This is a genomic window from Nonomuraea sp. NPDC051191, assembly GCF_044455665.1.
Classification (GTDB): Bacteria; Actinomycetota; Actinomycetes; order Streptosporangiales; family Streptosporangiaceae; genus Nonomuraea.
The window spans coordinates 1-14,892 of the sequence record NZ_JBITEZ010000020.1 but is presented as its reverse complement, the minus strand read 5'-3'; the positions used below and the strand labels follow the sequence as shown (position 1 = coordinate 14,892).

General features: G+C 70.7%; 15 protein-coding genes and 2 pseudogenes. 9 read left to right on the top strand and 8 right to left on the bottom strand.

Translation table 11 applies throughout. From position 1 onward, the window contains the following. Window positions 1-44: 44 nt before the first annotated feature. Window positions 45-410, top strand: a complete 366-nt coding sequence (locus tag ACIA8R_RS43130) for a nuclear transport factor 2 family protein (RefSeq protein WP_364088701.1) — start codon at window positions 45-47, stop codon at window positions 408-410. 18 nt (window positions 411-428) lie between these two features. Here ACIA8R_RS43130 and ACIA8R_RS43125 read toward each other — a convergent pair whose 3' ends face one another. Both ACIA8R_RS43125 and ACIA8R_RS43120 read right to left on the bottom strand, forming a co-directional pair. Next, the gene (locus ACIA8R_RS43125; protein ID WP_364088704.1) at window positions 429-827 is read right to left on the bottom strand and encodes an ATP-binding protein; all 399 of its coding nucleotides are present in this window, start codon (window positions 825-827) and stop codon (window positions 429-431) included. Between the two features lie 139 nt (window positions 828-966). Continuing rightward, on the bottom strand, window positions 967-1,941 hold the full coding sequence (locus ACIA8R_RS43120; RefSeq protein WP_397043396.1) for an SDR family NAD(P)-dependent oxidoreductase: 975 nt from the start codon (window positions 1,939-1,941) through the stop codon (window positions 967-969). 63 nt (window positions 1,942-2,004) lie between these two features. Here ACIA8R_RS43120 and ACIA8R_RS43115 point away from each other — a divergent pair, with 63 nt between their 5' ends. The 3 genes from ACIA8R_RS43115 (at window position 2,005) to ACIA8R_RS43105 (ending at window position 4,682) form a co-directional block, all read left to right on the top strand. Continuing rightward, window positions 2,005-2,580, top strand: a complete 576-nt coding sequence (locus ACIA8R_RS43115; protein ID WP_364088710.1) for a TetR family transcriptional regulator — start codon at window positions 2,005-2,007, stop codon at window positions 2,578-2,580. Window positions 2,581-2,659: 79 nt separating this feature from the next. After that, on the top strand, window positions 2,660-3,583 hold the full coding sequence (locus ACIA8R_RS43110) for an endonuclease/exonuclease/phosphatase family protein (protein ID WP_364088715.1): 924 nt from the start codon (window positions 2,660-2,662) through the stop codon (window positions 3,581-3,583). Between the two features lie 202 nt (window positions 3,584-3,785). Then, complete coding sequence (locus tag ACIA8R_RS43105) at window positions 3,786-4,682, top strand: hypothetical protein (protein ID WP_357699644.1); 897 nt, start codon at window positions 3,786-3,788, stop codon at window positions 4,680-4,682. A 25-nt stretch (window positions 4,683-4,707) separates the two neighbouring features. Here ACIA8R_RS43105 and ACIA8R_RS43100 read toward each other — a convergent pair whose 3' ends face one another. Next, entirely contained in the window at window positions 4,708-4,824 is a 117-nt protein-coding gene (locus ACIA8R_RS43100; protein WP_357699642.1) for an alpha/beta hydrolase, read from the bottom strand. A gap of 158 nt (window positions 4,825-4,982) precedes the next feature. Between ACIA8R_RS43100 and ligA the strand changes: the two genes are divergently transcribed. Further along, entirely contained in the window at window positions 4,983-7,055 is a 2,073-nt protein-coding gene (gene ligA, locus ACIA8R_RS43095; protein WP_364088719.1) for an NAD-dependent DNA ligase LigA, read from the top strand. A 119-nt stretch (window positions 7,056-7,174) separates the two neighbouring features. Next, window positions 7,175-7,744 (top strand): hypothetical protein, encoded by a 570-nt coding sequence (locus ACIA8R_RS43090; protein ID WP_397043393.1) that lies wholly within the window; start codon window positions 7,175-7,177, stop codon window positions 7,742-7,744. 102 nt (window positions 7,745-7,846) lie between these two features. On the opposite strand, the gene ACIA8R_RS43085 is transcribed toward ACIA8R_RS43090, so the two are convergent. Beyond that, window positions 7,847-9,667: a M4 family metallopeptidase gene (locus tag ACIA8R_RS43085; RefSeq protein ID WP_397043391.1), complete on the bottom strand. Its 1,821-nt coding sequence runs from the start codon at window positions 9,665-9,667 to the stop codon at window positions 7,847-7,849. Window positions 9,668-9,884: 217 nt separating this feature from the next. After that, window positions 9,885-10,766 carry an NEW3 domain-containing protein gene (locus ACIA8R_RS43080; protein WP_397043389.1) on the bottom strand — a complete coding sequence of 294 codons (882 nt, stop codon included), beginning with the start codon at window positions 10,764-10,766 and terminating at the stop codon, window positions 9,885-9,887. Window positions 10,767-11,317: 551 nt separating this feature from the next. Between ACIA8R_RS43080 and ACIA8R_RS43075 the strand changes: the two are divergent. Both ACIA8R_RS43075 and ACIA8R_RS43070 read left to right on the top strand, forming a co-directional pair. Further along, window positions 11,318-12,166, top strand: a pseudogene (locus ACIA8R_RS43075) (tyrosine-type recombinase/integrase); the annotation flags it as partial. Beyond that, window positions 12,117-12,572 carry a hypothetical protein gene (locus tag ACIA8R_RS43070; protein WP_397043642.1) on the top strand — a complete coding sequence of 152 codons (456 nt, stop codon included), beginning with the start codon at window positions 12,117-12,119 and terminating at the stop codon, window positions 12,570-12,572. The pseudogene ACIA8R_RS43075 and the gene ACIA8R_RS43070, both read left to right, overlap by 50 nt. A 12-nt stretch (window positions 12,573-12,584) precedes the next feature. Here ACIA8R_RS43070 and ACIA8R_RS43065 read toward each other — a convergent pair whose 3' ends face one another. Together ACIA8R_RS43065 and ACIA8R_RS43060 are read right to left on the bottom strand one after the other, a co-directional pair. Continuing rightward, window positions 12,585-13,172: a hypothetical protein gene (locus tag ACIA8R_RS43065; protein WP_397043387.1), complete on the bottom strand. Its 588-nt coding sequence runs from the start codon at window positions 13,170-13,172 to the stop codon at window positions 12,585-12,587. Between the two features lie 87 nt (window positions 13,173-13,259). After that, window positions 13,260-13,460 carry a hypothetical protein gene (locus ACIA8R_RS43060; RefSeq protein ID WP_397043385.1) on the bottom strand — a complete coding sequence of 67 codons (201 nt, stop codon included), beginning with the start codon at window positions 13,458-13,460 and terminating at the stop codon, window positions 13,260-13,262. A gap of 284 nt (window positions 13,461-13,744) precedes the next feature. On the opposite strand from ACIA8R_RS43060, the gene ACIA8R_RS43055 reads away from it, so the two are divergent. Then, window positions 13,745-14,323, top strand: a complete 579-nt coding sequence (locus ACIA8R_RS43055) for an AAA family ATPase (protein ID WP_397043383.1) — start codon at window positions 13,745-13,747, stop codon at window positions 14,321-14,323. 257 nt (window positions 14,324-14,580) lie between these two features. On the opposite strand, the pseudogene ACIA8R_RS43050 reads toward ACIA8R_RS43055, so the two are convergent. Further along, window positions 14,581-14,892 (bottom strand): annotated as a pseudogene (locus ACIA8R_RS43050) (hypothetical protein); the annotation flags it as partial.

Sequence of the window (14,892 nt, the reverse complement as noted above, 5' to 3'; positions counted from 1 at the left end):
ACCATCTGTTGGACTTCTGGAAAGGAGGGCGGCAGGCTGGAACCATGACCACATACGAGAAGGCCATGCGCCCCGAGGACATCACCCGCCTGTTCGTCGAACGGTCCAACGCCGGCGACGCGGCCGGCGTCGCCGCGCTCTACGAGGAGGACGCCGTGCTGGCCTACCCGCCCGGCAGCCAGACCGTCGGGCGGGCCGCCATCCAGGCCCTGTGGGAGAAGGTGCTGGCGGGCCGGCCGCACTTCGAGCCGGAGCAGCCGCTGCCGACGCTGGTCAGCGGGGACCTCGCCCTCACCTCCACCCCGCCCAAGGACGGCTCGGGCGCCCGCGCCCAGGTCGTACGCCGCCAGCCCGACGGAAGCTGGCTGCGCGTCCTCGACCAGCCCGAGTTCGTCAACCCGGCACAGTGAGGGCCCGGAACGGTGGGGTCAGACCGGGACGGTGCCGCTGACGGTCGTGCCCTCACCGGGCACGCCGCGCACCGACAGGCGCCCGCCCAGCTCGGCGAACGCCGCGCGCATGCGGGCCGTGCCGCCGCCCGGGGCCGTGGAGGCGAAGCCGCGGCCGTTGTCGCTGACCGTCAGGCGCAGGCCGTACGCCCCGGCGGTCACGGCCAGCGAGGCGGTGCTCGCGCCGCTGTGTGCCTCGACGTTGTCCAGCGCCTCGCCCACGACGGCCAGCACGGCCCGCCGCAACGCCGCCGCAACGGGACCGGCGGGCAGCGCCCAGATCTCCACGGCGACGCCCGTGCGCTCGGACCACCGGCCGCAGACGCTCTCCAGCTCCCCGGCCAGAGCCGGCCCGGCCTTGTCCATGATGCCCGTCATCGCATCTCCTCCCGGCCGCCCTCCCCTTGAACGGGTGGGACTGCCCTGAGTATGGAAATCGGGGCGTTGAGCCTGTGTTGAGCCGCTGTTGAGCCCTCACCGGGGCACGGTCGTCGAAGCGTAGCACCGGGACGTCGCGTCAGCGCTCGCGCCGGGAAACCGGGCGCGGCCCGCCGGAAGCGTCCGCGAACGGGTCGAGCCCGGTCAGAGCGGCGCTCACCGCCCACAGGCGGCCCGCCAGCTCGGCGTCGGCCATCTGACCGCGCAGCGGTTCGAGGACCGGCAGGCCGCGCATCCCCAGCACCCGGGGCCCCCAGAGCTGCCCCCCGCGCACGGACGGATCCAGCACGGCCCGCACCGCCGGCCACGCCGCGGCCTCTTTGCCCTGCAACAGCAGCCCGGCGGGCAGGCCACGCAGCCGCTCGCCCGCGGTGCGCGGACGGACCGGCCGCGAGGGCGTCAGGCAGTCCAGGGCCCCGCCGGGATGCGTGACCACGCTCGCCGTCGTGGCCCCGGCGGCGCGCAGGCGGCGGTCCAGCTCGAAGCCGAAGAGCATCTGCGCCAGCTTCGAGCGTGCGTAGGCGCGCTTGAGCCGGTAGTCGCCGACGCTGTGGAGGTCGTCCAGGTCCAAGGTCTCCGATCGGGCGGTGAGGCTGCCCGTGGTCACCACCCGGGCGACCGGAGCGGCGGCCAGCAGCGGCGCCAGCCGCGCGACCAGCGCGAAGTGCCCGAGGTGGTTGGTGGCGAACATCAGCTCGTGGCCGTCCGGCGTCTCGCGCCGCGGCGGGTGGTCGAGCAGCACGCCGGCGTTGCACACGACCGCGTCCAGGCTCTCCAGCCGCAGCGCCCGGACGCCGGCCTCGACCGAGGCGGGATCGGCCAGGTCCAGCGGCACGTGCCGGACGCGCGCGCCGGGGACGCGGCCGCGGATGGAGAGCGCGGCCGTCTCGGCCTTGGCGGGGTCGCGGCTGCCGAGGATCACGGTGGCGCCGGTGCCGGCGAGTTGCTCGGCCACGAAGTAACCGATGCCCGCGTTGCCGCCGGTGACCAGGAAGTGCCTGCCCGGGGCGGCCGGCAGGCGTCCGACGTCCCAGGGGGCGGGGTGGGAGGACATGTCGTCTCCTTCTGTAATGACTATGAAATCAGAATCATTCTAGTTTTCCGCTACGCTGGAAGCATGACGACAGGGCGCCGCGAACGCAAGAAGGCCCAGACCCGCAAGTCCCTGGCCGAGGCCGCCGTCCGGCTGTTCGCCGAGCACGGCTACGACGGCGTCACCGTCGCCCGCATCGCCGAGGAGGCCGACGTCTCCATCGCCACCCTGTTCGCGCACGTGCCCGACGGGAAGGACGCGCTGATCTTCGACGACGGCGACGAGCGGCACGTCTGGCTGGCCGACGCCGTCCGCGAGCGGCCCCCGGGGCAGAGCGTGCTGGAGGCCCTGCGCCGCTGCCTGGCCGAGCGGGGGCCGTTCGCCGGCGACCTGCCGCCCGAGCAGCGGCGCAAGCGCGACCTGATCGTCGGCACGCCCGCTCTGCGGGAGTACTCGCGCCGCCTGTGGATCGCCGCCGAGGGCCCGCTGGCCGAGGCGATCGCGGCCGCCACCGGGCGCGAGCCCGCCGACATGACCGTGCGCGCCCTGGCCCGCTACGTGCTGGAGATCCCCGAGCTGGCCGGCGCCGAGCCCGACCCCCGTGCCGCCCTGGACGCCGTCTTCGACCTCCTGGAATCCGGCTGGAACGAGCGCGCCTGACGCCCGCGGGCGGTTGACGCGACGGCCCCGGCTCTGGTCCGCTGGACCCTCCTGATCATCGACTCCCGGAGCGTGCCCCGTGTGGTTCCCCAGGCGCCTGGCCGCCGTGATCGTCTCATCGGTTCTGGCGGCCTCGGCCGTGCCCGGCGCGGCCCGAGCCGCCACGCCCGCCGTCGTCTGGCACTGGAACGCGGCCGGCAACACCCTGAATCACGGCTCGACCGGCAACGGCATGGTCCGGGCCGCCGTGAGCTCGATCGTGGCGCGCGGCGCGACCCTCGTCTCGTTCAACGAGCTGTGCGCGAGCCAGTACCAGGCGCTGGTCACCGGCCTGCGGGACGCCGGCTGGCCCGCTGACCGGAGCAACTTCGCTCGGTTCGTCGCCACGTACCCCGCCCAGTCCGGCGGCCCGTGCGGCGGCGGCGAGTACGGCAACGCCCTGTTCAGCAAGCAGCCCCTGGGCGCCGCGGAGAGGATCACCCTGCCCGACGACGGCAAGACCGAGAAGCGGAAGATGCTCTGCGCCCCCATGCAGGCCCGTCCCGGCCTCCGGTTCTGCGTCACGCACACCACGTACGTCGACGCCTACCGCGCCGCCCAGCTCAACGCCGTCCTGGCCAAGCTGGAGGCCTATCACGCGGCCGGCGACACCGTGGTCGTCGCGGGCGACCTCAACCTCCCGCCCGACGCCGCCCGGCTGAACGGCTACTACTCCACCACCGTGGACACCGCCAACAACCGCGGCAACACCGGCCGCTACCACGAGCTGGACGACGCCGACGCGGGCAACTGCCCCGGCTACGGCGAGCTGACCGTCAGCACCCCGGACGGCAAGGGCCCCTGCGCCTCCGGGACGAAACTCGACATGATCTTCGCCAGGGAGGACAGGATCAGCGGCGCCTACTCGGCCGACTCGCTCGCCCCCGCGACCACGTGCGCGGGCAACCCCGGCGGCCTGTGCTCCGACCACCGTGTGCTGGTCGGGACCGTCACCCTGTCCTGAGCCCGGCCGGTCGGCGAAGGCGGGCAGGTGGACGGGGGGCGTGCACACGCCCTTCACGGGACGTCCCGGGAGCCGCCGCCCGAAGATCACATGAACGTCTCCGGCCCGCTGACAAGGGCATGTCAAACAGCGGCCATCCACCTTGTCGGGCAGGGCGCGCGGGCGCACAGTCAAGGCACGATCGCCCAGCCCAGGAGGATGGATGAACGCAAGACCCGCCCCCCACCGCTACGCGACGACCGCGGTAAGACGTCTCTTATCCGCTGGTCTCGCGGTGTTCGCCGCCGCCTTCCTCGTCGCGACCCCCGCAGGGGCCCTGGCACTGCCGACGGCCAAGGAGTTCGTGTCGAACCTCGACCTGGACTGCTACAAGACCACGACGTACCAGCCGCCGGCCGTCACGCTGTCGCTGCGGCACATCAACCCGGTGCTCGCCAACCAGCCGCCCGTGCAGGTCACGCTCGGCCAGCGCACGCAGGTGTGCGTTCCGGTGGCCAAGAACAACGTCATCCCGCCGGCGTCCGTGCTCGACTACGTCCGGTACGTCGACCTGTCCTGCTACCAGGTGACCGGGCCGCAGATCAACCAGCCGCTGGGGCTGCGTCACCTCAACCCCGTCCTGCAGGGCCTGCCGGGCTTCGACGTCACCCTGAACACGCCCCAGCAGCTGTGCGTGCCGGTGGCCAAGAACGGCGTCGTCCCACCGGCTGACGTGCTGCGCGTCGTCTCGCACATCGACCTGCTGTGCTACGGCCACACGCCGAACCCGTTGATGAATAAGGCGCTCAACCTGACCCAGCTCAACCCGGTGCTGGTCAACCAGATCCCGCCCAGGACCGTGCAGGTCGGCGCCGCCCGTCAGCTCTGCGTCCCGGTGCAGAAGGGCGGCGACCAGATCCCGTCGGACGTGTTCGACATCGTCCGCTGGGTCGACCTGGAGAAGTTCGACGTCACCGGCCCGGCGACGCCCATCGTGGGGCTGAACCTCAAGCACCTGAACCCGGTGCTGGCGAACCTGCCCGCCGAGGACGTGAGGCTCACCGGCGCCACGCAGCTCGCCGTACCCATGTCCAAGAACGGCGCGGTGCCACCCGCCTGACGCCACCGGCGGCTCCGAGGACGGCTCAGCCGAAGAAGTCGCTCAGCCGCCTGACGACGAACTCGGGCTGCTCCTCGGGGATGTAGTGGCCGCTGCCGGGCACGAGCACCACCTCGACGTCGGTGCCCGTGCCCGGCAGCACCGCCCGCAGGCCGAGCCGCCCATGGCGCGCGGATCCACGGCGATCACCCCTTGGCCGTCCCCGCGGTGCTCGCGGCAGTTGACGACGCGCCCGCGCGAGCTCGCCCGTGCGGCCCTGCGCCGTCGGAGATTGTCGGTCCGGCCAGGCAGGATGTGACTATGAGCGACGCCCCTCCCTTCACCGCACTCGCCGACGAGACGGCCTACGCCGAGGCCGTGCAACTGGCCGTGGACTCCGCCGCCGCCTACTACGCCGACGGCACCTCCACCCTCGACGACGACGCCTACGACCGGCTGGTGCGCGGCATCCAGGCCTACGAGGAGGCCCATCCCGAGCAGGTGCTGCCGGCCTCGCCGACGGGCAAGGTCGCAGGCGGCGCGGTCGTGGGCGACGTGCCGCACACCGTGCCGATGCTCAGCCTCGACAACGTGTTCGGCGCCGAGCAGCTCACCGACTGGGCCGCCTCGGTCGAGCGCAGGCTCGGCCGTCCGGTCACCGCGTGGAGCGTCGAGCCCAAGCTCGACGGCCTGGCCATCTCCGCCCGCTACCGCGGCGGCCGGCTGGCCCAGCTCGTCACCCGGGGTGACGGCACGGCGGGCGAAGACGTCTCGCACGCCGTCGGCACCATCGTCGGCCTGCCCGAGCGGCTGGCCGAGCCGGTCACCGTCGAGCTGCGCGGCGAGGTGATGATGACGACGTCGCAGTTCGAGGAGGCGTGCGCCAAGCGCTCGGCGCACGACGGCACCACGTTCGCCAACCCGCGCAGCGCCGCCGCCGGCACGCTGCGCGCCCAGGACCGGCCCTACGTGTGCGAGCTGACGTTCTTCGGCTACGGCGCGCTGCCCGCCCCCGGCGACGACTCCGACCTCGCGACGCGGCTGCGCGAGCTGCCGCACAGCCAGGTCATGGAGTGGGTGGCCGGGCAGGGCGTGCAGACCACCGCCGTCACCGCGGTCGCCGGCATCGTCACCGACAGCCTGGAGCGGGTGCAGGAGCGCGTGGGCGAGATCGCCGCGGCCCGCGCCGGGCTGCCGTTCGGCATCGACGGCATCGTGATCAAGTGTGACCTGGCCTCCGACCAGGCCGAGGCCGGGTTCAGCTCGCGCGCGCCGCGCTGGGCGATCGCCTACAAGCTGCCCGCCACGGAGAAGATCACCAAGCTGGTCGGCGTGGAGTGGAACACCGGCCGCACCGGCGTCATCGCCCCGCGCGCCGTGCTGGAGCCGGTCGAGCTCGACGGCAGCGTCGTCACCTACGCCACCCTCCACAACGTCGCCGACATCACCCGCCGCGGCCTGATGCTGGGCGACAGCGTGGTCGTCTACAAGGCGGGCGACGTGATCCCGCGTGTGGAGTCCCCGGTGGTGCACCTGCGCACCGGGGAGGAGCGGCCGATCCCGATCCCGCAGGTCTGTCCGTCCTGCGGCGACGCCATCGACAGCTCGCAGGAGCGGTGGCGGTGCGTGCGCGGCCGCGCCTGCCGGGCGATCGCCTCCATCGTCTACGCCGCCGGACGCGACCAGCTCGACATCGAGGGCCTGGCCGAGAACCGTATCAAGCAGATGCTCGACGCCGGTCTGATCGCCGACTTCGCCGACCTGTTCTACCTGACCCGTGAGCAGCTGCTCGGCCTGGAGCGCATGGGCGAGACCAGCACCGACAACCTGCTGGCCGCCATCGAGCAGGCCAAGACCAAGCCCCTGAGCCGGACCTTCGCCGCGCTCGGGGTGAGGGGCACGGGCCGCTCGATGAGCCGGCGGATCGCCGGCCACTTCGCCACGATGGACGCCGTCCGCGCGGCCGACGCCGAGGCCATCCAGGAGGTGGAGGGCATCGGGCCGGAGAAGGCCCCGGTCGTGGTGGCCGAGTTGATCGAGCTCGCCCCCCTCATCGACAAACTCGTCCAGGCCGGCGTCAACATGGTCGAGCCCGGCGCTCGGCCGCCCGCCCAGGGAACGTCGGAGGAGCACGTGGCGATCGAGCTGCCGCTGGCCTCGATGTCGGTGGTGGTCACCGGCGCGATGTCGGGGCCGTTGGCGGCCCTGACGCGCAACGAGGTCAACGAACTCATCGAGCGGGCGGGCGGGAAGGCGTCCTCCAGCGTGTCCGCCAAGACGTCGCTGCTGGTGGCAGGCGAAAAGGCGGGTTCCAAGCGAGTCAAGGCGGAAAGCCTCGGCGTACGCATCGCCACGCCGGAGGAATTCGCCGAGCTCGTCGCCGCCCTGCTTTAGCCGCGGGAGCGGGGCATCCGCTGAGGTTGTGCGGGAATCGTCGTGATTCTGTGCATCTCGGAGTTGTGGCGTCGCGGGGCTGTCATGATCCTTCGTGGCACCTCTACCGATGGGATCCCATGTCGCCTGTCCGCTCGCTCGTACTGGTGGGCGCCTCGCTCTGCGCGGGGGGCCTCGCCGCCCTGGTGTACTTCCAGGAGTCCGACCTGGTGCTTCTGAGGGAACATCTCAACCATCCGTTCGCGCTCGGCGCGCTGGCCTGCCTCCTGATGGCGTGGGCCGCCGCCGGGCTGCGATGGAGGTGGCTGCGCCTCCTCATCGGCATCGTCGCCGGGCTGGTCGCGACCGTCGCGATGCTCGGGGGGCTGTTGATCCTGTCGTTCACCTCCACCGAGGAGGCCGGCTTCGTCGACGGGCCGGATCCGTACCGGCTCAGGCTGCAGAAGTCGATGGCGGGGCTCGGGCCCGACACGGTGACATGGCTCAGCGTGCGCAGGGACGGCGGGTTGCTCAGCAGGGAGTGGGATCTCGGCTGCTTCAACGACGACGACCCCGACGACGGCTTCGACTCCGTCAGCTGGACGGGGCCGAATTCGATCGAGATCCGGGTGGGCGACGGGCGCACGTTCCCCGTGGCCCTGGATCCCGGCTCGGGCAGGCCCCGGTCCACCGTCGCCCTCAACTGCTGACGCAGGCGCCGCGTCCTCGACAGCCCACGCGGGCGCGTCGCCGCCAGGGTGTCCGGCACCCTGGCGGCACCCTGGCAGCACCCTGGCAGCAAGGTCACCGGCTCATGACATCACGGTCAGGGTGACGGTGGCCGTGTGGTCGACGGCGACGCCGTCGGCCAGCACCGTGATCGTGTAGGTTCCGGGCGCGGTGCTCGCGGCGACCGTGAAGGTCAGCGTGGACGTCGCGCCGGTGGTGATGCTCGCCGGGCTGAAGGAGGCCGTCATACCTGCCGGAAGCCCCTTGGCGACCAGTGAGATCTGCTGCGGAGCGCGCGAGACGGTGCTGCTGTTGACGGTGACGCTCACCTGCTGGCCGGGCTGCACGGTCACCGCATCGGGGGCGACCCCGACCGAGAACTCGCACGTGTACGGCTCGCCGCCGTGGGCGGGCACGCGCACGGCGTTCCACGCGGCCTTGACCGTGTTGTACTCCAGGCACGAGCCGGGGAACAGGTCCAGCGCCGCCTGCATCGAGGCTCGGCGGGCCGCGGTGTGCGGCCACGAAGAGGTCTTGCGCAGCAGCGTGCCCATGTAGATCTGGCCGGCCTTGCGCGCGCCGAGCCCGACGATGGTGGAGGAGTTGCAGGTCGGGCTGGGCGGCTGGCCGTTGGTCGGGTTGGTGCCCTCGGCCAGGAGGTAGAACCAGTGGTTCTGGACCCCGGCCCCGATCTGGGGGAACATCGTCGGCACCGCGCTGCTGAAGCAGTCGGGGTCGCCGGGCATCAGCGACGGCTTGTACATGTAGCGGAGCGGGCCGCTTCCCGTGATGTTGATCTCCTCGCCGACGATGTAGTCGGGCGGGTCGAAGGCGGCGGGCTCGTTGGCGTACTGCTCGGTCAGCGCGGCGAGAATGTCGCCGGTGGACTCGTTGAGTATGGCCTTCTCGTTGTCGCCTAGGTCGATGCCGGGCGTGGTGGCGAAGACGATGTGGCCGTACTCGTGCGCCACGACGTCCATCGAGGTGAGCTGGCGCTGGTAGTCGGAGGTGTGGCCGAAGGAGGCATAGGAGCCGGTCCAATAGGCGTTGACGTCGTTCAGGCCGACGCGGGCGGGGTAGCCGTCGCCGAGGCCGTTGAAGCCGACGCGTCCCAGCCAGTTCTTCAGCATGTCCCACTCGGTGTCGATCGCGAAGAGCACGTCGACACAGGCGGTCTCGAAGTTGGTGCCGGAGCCGTTGCCCCAGAAGTCGTCGGGCCCGGTGTAGGCGGTGCCGTTCTGGCCGCCGCAGCGCACGCCCCGCCGTACCGGATCCGCCATGGAGAAGGTGGCGCCGGACCCGGTGGTGCCGATGGTGACCGGGTTGCCGTTGTAGTAGCTGTTGCCCACCCCCGCCCGGACCTCGTCGGACTTCTCGGCGACCGCGCCGGTCAGCGCGTCGACGAAGACGTGCAGCTTGCTCTCCCTGCCGTTGGCGGCGCCGTGGACGACCACCTCGTAGGCCAGCCGGCCGCGTCCTTGAGCCATGACCAGCAGCCGGGGCGTGGTGATCGAGGAGACCTGGGGCAGCTGGCTCCGGGCCACCCGGATCGCGTCGGCGGGGCCGAGCCTGGGCGTGGTGGCCACGTCCAGGGGGCTGTCCTGGGAGACGGAGGTGCTCAGGACCTCGCCGGTGGCGCCGCTGACCACGACGAAGTCGCCGCCGTAGACGGGCAGCCCCGCGTACGTGCGGGTGTAGGTCGTGTAGCGCAGGCCGCCCTGCCCCTCGATCACACCCTGCCGTACGTAGGTGTCCTTGGGTGAGCTGTGGAGCAGCGCGGGCCTGGCCTTCACCAGGAGGTCGGCGGGATCGCTCCTGGAGGCGTTCGCCGGGACGGGGACCGAAGTGGCCACGAGCACACATACGGCACTCGTGACCAGGGCTAACGCGGCATTGCGTCTCACGTGGTCGCTCCTTTGCGCAGGCGGGCGATGAATGGGGTCACCTGCATTTGAGTTGATGAACCACAAGAGGTCAATAACGTGGTAAACAGCAGAAAGTCAGTATTTATCGCCACAGGGCAGGCGGCTGGCCGAGCCGCCCCGGCAGGCGGCACGTGGCGGGCGTCCGGCATGGAACGGCGGCCGCGACGCCGTCGCGGCCGCCGTTCCATGCACCGGGTCAGTAGCGTGGCCTGAGGTTGAGGTTGATCGAGGTCAGCAGGGCCTCGGCCGTGGCGTGGGCGGGCAGGTTGGCGGGCGTGCCGGGCAGGGCCAGCGTCGCCTGGGCGTGCCGGGCGGCCGCGGCCACCGTGGCGGTGCCCAGCCTGGTCGCGATCAGGGACTCGATGCGGGTCGCGGCGTTGACCCGCCGCTCCCCCAGGTTGAGGTAGACGGTCAGGAGCTCGGCCCGCAGCGGGGTCACCGGGTTCAGCAGCACCCGGCGCACCTCGCCGGACGTGAGCACGCTGTCGGCGGCCGAGCCGTCGGCGCCGTCGAAGCGGGTGTCGGTGGCCTGGACGCGGGCCGGCAGTTCGGCCGGCAGGCCGCCGGTGCGCAGCAGCCACAGGGCGGAGATCTGCGGGTCGCGGCCGGGCGGCTGCTCGGTCACGGTGCTGGTGGCCGTGGCGTTCGCGGCCGGGTAGGCGCAGCCGCCCGCCCCGCCGTACGCGGCCGAGGCCCCAACCGTGACAGTGGTCCCGCCCGTGGTCAGCAGGCTCGTGCGGACGGCGAACCGCGCGGTGCCCGACGCGCCCGCCGCCACCGTGCCCACCTCCTGGCGCAGGGCGCGCGGGGTGACGCCGTCGGGCGCGTCCAGGGTGAGGATCACGCCGGTCGCCGGGGCGGAGCCGGTGTTGCGGTAGGTGACGGTGTAGGTGAGCGTCTCACCCGCGCCGGCCGACGGCGTGCCCTCCACGGCGAGCGACAGGCGGGGGGTGTGGGCGGTGGTGTCCGCGGTGGCGGTGTTGTCGGTCAGCATCCAGTCGGGTTCGGGTTGTCCGGCGGCGTCCTTGCCGGTGACCTGCACCCGGTTCGTCAGCACCTGGCCGTCGGTGACCTGCACCCGGCACGGTGTAGGTCACCTTCTGCTCGGCTGAGTAGGCCGATGCTCAAATGTCAGGCCATGTCCAGGCGCTACTCGGCCCTCCGCTCCCGAAGCTGTCCCCCAGCCCCAAAGTAGCGATGAGCTAGATCACAGTTGCGGTTCGCGATCGTCACGACTCCCGTGGACCGGGGCGTAGAGGGCGTTCCCCGTTCGATCGTGTTGCCCTGTTCTCGGGGGTCGGTCGGGTGAGGGGAGCGATGGGGATGCGTCGAGAGTGGGAGCCAGAGGAGCTGATTGCGGCCTGGACGCTGCTGGACGGCGACTGGGAACTGGTCGGAATCAAGACGGGCGCGACACGTCTGGGCTTCGTTATCTTGAGCCCTCAAGGGTCTGTCTCTGACGTGTATGACCTGCGCTAACTCCTTCCCGATCATCGTGGTGGATGCGATTACCTTCCGCTGTCCAGCACGGAAGCGGGGGAAGCGATGCGTGTACAGCGAGTACTCATGCCGGACTAGGAGGCGGAGTCATGGACTCTGCTCGGGAACGAGCACGTCCCGGTCGAGCCGGTGGAGCAGTTTCTGGCCTATCTGACCTCGATCGAGAGGTCGCCGAACACGGTCAAGGCCTACGCTCACGATCTAAAGGACTGGTTCGTCTACCTGACCGGCCACGACCTCAACTGGAAGACCGCCACGCTGGAAGACGTGGCGGGGTTCGTGGCCTGGCTGCGGCTGCCGCCCGAGGCCCGCCATGGCAAGGTCAGCGTGCTGCCCACGGTTGATCACCACTGCTCGGCGGCGAGCGTGAACCGCAAGCTGGCGGCCCTGACCTCCTTCTGCGAGTTCCACGCCCGGCACGGCGTCGAGCTGGCCGGTCTCTTGGTCACCAACCTTCCGTCAGGACATCGACGCGGATCGCCAGGAACCTCCTACAAGCCGTTCCTGCACCACGTCACCAAGCACATGGCCCCGCGGCGGCGGACCATCAAGCTGAGATCCTCGCGGCCGCGGCCCCACGTGCTGACCGCTGACGAGGCCCAGGCCATCCTGGATGCCTGCGATCATCTGCGGGATCGCCTCGTCTTCGGGATTCTGCTGGACTGCGGCGTTCGCATCGGCGAGGCCCTGGGCCTGCGGCACGAGGACATGGACATCGCCGGCCGCGCCGTGACCGTCACCCCGCGCCTCAACGACAACCGTGCCCGAGCCAAGGGCGATCGGGCGCGAACGATCCCGGCCGGCGCCGAGCTGATGCGGCTCTACGCCGGCTACCTCAACGAGGAGTACGGCGTCCTGGACTCCGACTACGACTTCGTCAACCTCTGGGCCGAACCGCATGGACGGCCGCTCACCTACCCGGCCGTCTATGACCTGGTCATACGGCTGCGCCGCCGGACCGGCATCGACTTCGAGCCCCACCAATTCCGGCACACCTACGCCACCTGGCTCCTGCGCCGGGGCGCCGGCATGGACGATCTGCCCGGCCACGCCGCCCAGCTCGCCCCTCTGGCGCGTCAACGGCGTCGAGATCGAGCTGTTCATCGGCCAAGTCGGCGAACTCCTGCCGACCATCCGGATCAACCGCACCTACGACGACGGCCGCCGTCTGACCCGCGACCTCGACCTCCAGCTCGCCACCGAACTGGCCGACATCCTCGACACGCTCAACGGCCGCGGGCGCGAACTGGCCGCCGCACTCCGCACCGCCGCCGAGACCCTTCGCCCCGTGAGCAGGCGCAGCGGCAAGTCCCCCACCCTTCCGGTGCCCGGATCCCCACGCGGAACCGGGCCTGTCCGTTCCTTCGGATGGTGGACGCGCTGAAGGCGCCGCTGCTCACCCGTCCACGGGAATCGCCGGGTGGGAGGACGCGAGCCATGTGCTGTCCAAGTGCGCGCCCGTGCGCTCCTCCACAATGGCCATGGCCATGGCCTGCGCAGCCGGCCAGGGAGCGTCGAGCGTGCGCCCCAGCGCTGTGAGCTCCGTCCCGGCGAGGGAGACGTCAGCCCCTGGAGCACCGATGGGGTCCAGATGCGGGATCCGGGTGACGACATGTCCGTGGGCGGCGTGGATCAGCCGGGAGTTTCGCGTGACCTCCCACGACACGTGCCAGACCTGCGCACCGGCGCTGAGCCGCCTGAGAATGTCGTCGTCCCATGTGCGGCCGGCACCAGAGAAGTCGACGATCATGGCAGCCCTGCCTGACTGCTCCACAATGGCGACGTCGCCTTCGCTCGCCTCCTCGATGTCGCAGATCGTCAGGGACGGCCGTTCATCCCCGCCGAGCAGGCGCGCCGCGATCTCCTCCAGTGAGAGCGACCCCTCCTCCGGCAGGACGGCGGTCCACGCCAGCCCCTCGGCCAGCCAGCTCCCGTCGCCCTGCAGGAGGTGGCCGTAATGCGCTGACAAGCTGTCCAGGCTCATCGATACTCCTTGAATCCAAGGCGTTAGTGGGCACCCGGCCGCCGCGGGCAACATTGTCGCGTCCACGGCGGCCGGGTGCGTCAGCCACTAATCCTTCTGTTTGTCGGCCCAGTACATCGAGCCGGTGTTGGCCGGCTTCCAGCAGATGTTGTCCATGGCTGGCAGGGTTTGCAGTTCCGTGGAGAACCGGTTGAAGAAGTCCTGGCCGTACAGGAGCCTGTCCTTCTTCTGGAAACGCCGCAGAGCCATCCCCGCGACATAGTTCGGCCCCTTGGTGCCGCCGGGCATGGCGCAGACGGAGAAGTTCCGGTCGCTGTCCGTGTCCTTGGTCCGGTTGCCGGCCGAGGCGAATGGATACTCATCGCATTCCTGGCCGTTAGTGCTGAAGTTTAGCCACAGGCTGTGGCACCGGGCCCGGGCGCGGCTATTGGTGTTCTTCGCTGCGGGATCGCTGACCCGCCACAGGTACTGCCCGCGCCTACACCCGCTGGGACCAGCTCGCCCCGCACCTCAACGGGCAGGGATCGGCCGCCGCGCCCGAGGCCGACGACGTCCTGGCCGTCCGCGCCGTCATGTACACCCCCAAGGTCCACAGCACCCCCGATAAACTCGACAAAGAGATCTCCCTGCTGTGCGACCGGCTCGGCCGCACAGTCGACCTCATGCTGCAGACCGGCCGGGGAAACGGCGACAACCCACCCCCGGGAACCAGCTCCACCGGTGCCGAGCTCCTCATCGTGGATGAAGCCGACCGGCTCAAAACGGCCGGGCTCGAACAACTCCGCGACCACCACGATCGCACCGGCATCGGTGTGATCCTCATCGGCATGCCCGGCATCGAAAAGCGCCTGGCCCGCTACCCCCAGCTCTACTCCCGGGTCGGCTTCATCCACCACTACAAGCCCCTGTCCATCGACGAACAGGCGCACGTCCTGGACCGCAAGTGGCCCCACCTGGGGCTCAGCGCAAGCGACGATTTCGCCACCACCGAGGCCATCGCCGCCATCACCCGCATCACCAGCGGAAATTTCCGCCTCATCACCCGCCTCGTCGACCAGATCGAACGCGTCCTGGAGATTAACCAGCTGAGCACCGTGACCAAGGAAGTCGTCGAAGCCGCCCGTGAGAACCTGATCATCGGAGTCATGTGAGGCTCCCCCTCGAACTCGCGACCCACCACATCGACAACCCCGGCCCCGCCACGGCGGGGCCGGGGTTGTACCGCCACGAGATCACGTCCGGCCAAATAGCACTGGAAATCCCGGCCATTTACCGCCGGAACTTACACCTCTGACGGCCAGCCGGCATCGCGTGTTCGTTCGTGATCGGTTGAAGGGAATGGCCTGGTGGGCGTGGCGAAGCCTTCGGCCGAGGGACGGTGTTGGATGTCGACGACCCGAACTGTGGCTTAAGGGTGGTCTGCTTCAGCCGCCCGGACATGGCTCAGCTGCGCTCTGGCCTCTGCGAGTGCTTCTGCCTGCCGAGTCCAGTCCCCGCCGTCGAGGCTGAGCCCAACCATGTCGGCACCGGCCTCCGAGTAGGCGTGGAGGCGTTCCGCCACCTGTGCCGGGCTGCCAGTGACTGGTACGGCTTTCGCTTCCTCCGGCGCCATGCCGTGCACGTCCGCCAGCACCCGATAGACGCTGGCCAGTGACGGGTGCCGGCCCTTGTTCTTGCCCGCGGGGATGACCAGCTTGGCCGCGATCTCCGGCACCGGCAC

Bases quoted from the DNA above. Each gene is read 5' to 3' on its own strand.
- ACIA8R_RS43130 (WP_364088701.1), top strand. From the start codon at position 45: ATGACCACATACGAGAAGGCCATGCGCCCCGAGGACATCACCCGCCTG.
- ACIA8R_RS43125 (WP_364088704.1), bottom strand. From the start codon at position 827: ATGACGGGCATCATGGACAAGGCCGGGCCGGCTCTGGCCGGGGAGCTG.
- ACIA8R_RS43120 (WP_397043396.1), bottom strand. From the start codon at position 1,941: ATGTCCTCCCACCCCGCCCCCTGGGACGTCGGACGCCTGCCGGCCGCC.
- ACIA8R_RS43115 (WP_364088710.1), top strand. From the start codon at position 2,005: ATGACGACAGGGCGCCGCGAACGCAAGAAGGCCCAGACCCGCAAGTCC.
- ACIA8R_RS43105 (WP_357699644.1), top strand. From the start codon at position 3,786: ATGAACGCAAGACCCGCCCCCCACCGCTACGCGACGACCGCGGTAAGA.
- ligA (WP_364088719.1), top strand. From the start codon at position 4,983: ATGAGCGACGCCCCTCCCTTCACCGCACTCGCCGACGAGACGGCCTAC.
- ACIA8R_RS43090 (WP_397043393.1), top strand. From the start codon at position 7,175: ATGTCGCCTGTCCGCTCGCTCGTACTGGTGGGCGCCTCGCTCTGCGCG.
- ACIA8R_RS43070 (WP_397043642.1), top strand. From the start codon at position 12,117: ATGACCTGGTCATACGGCTGCGCCGCCGGACCGGCATCGACTTCGAGC.
- ACIA8R_RS43065 (WP_397043387.1), bottom strand. From the start codon at position 13,172: ATGAGCCTGGACAGCTTGTCAGCGCATTACGGCCACCTCCTGCAGGGC.
- ACIA8R_RS43060 (WP_397043385.1), bottom strand. From the start codon at position 13,460: ATGCCCGGCGGCACCAAGGGGCCGAACTATGTCGCGGGGATGGCTCTG.
- ACIA8R_RS43055 (WP_397043383.1), top strand. From the start codon at position 13,745: ATGTACACCCCCAAGGTCCACAGCACCCCCGATAAACTCGACAAAGAG.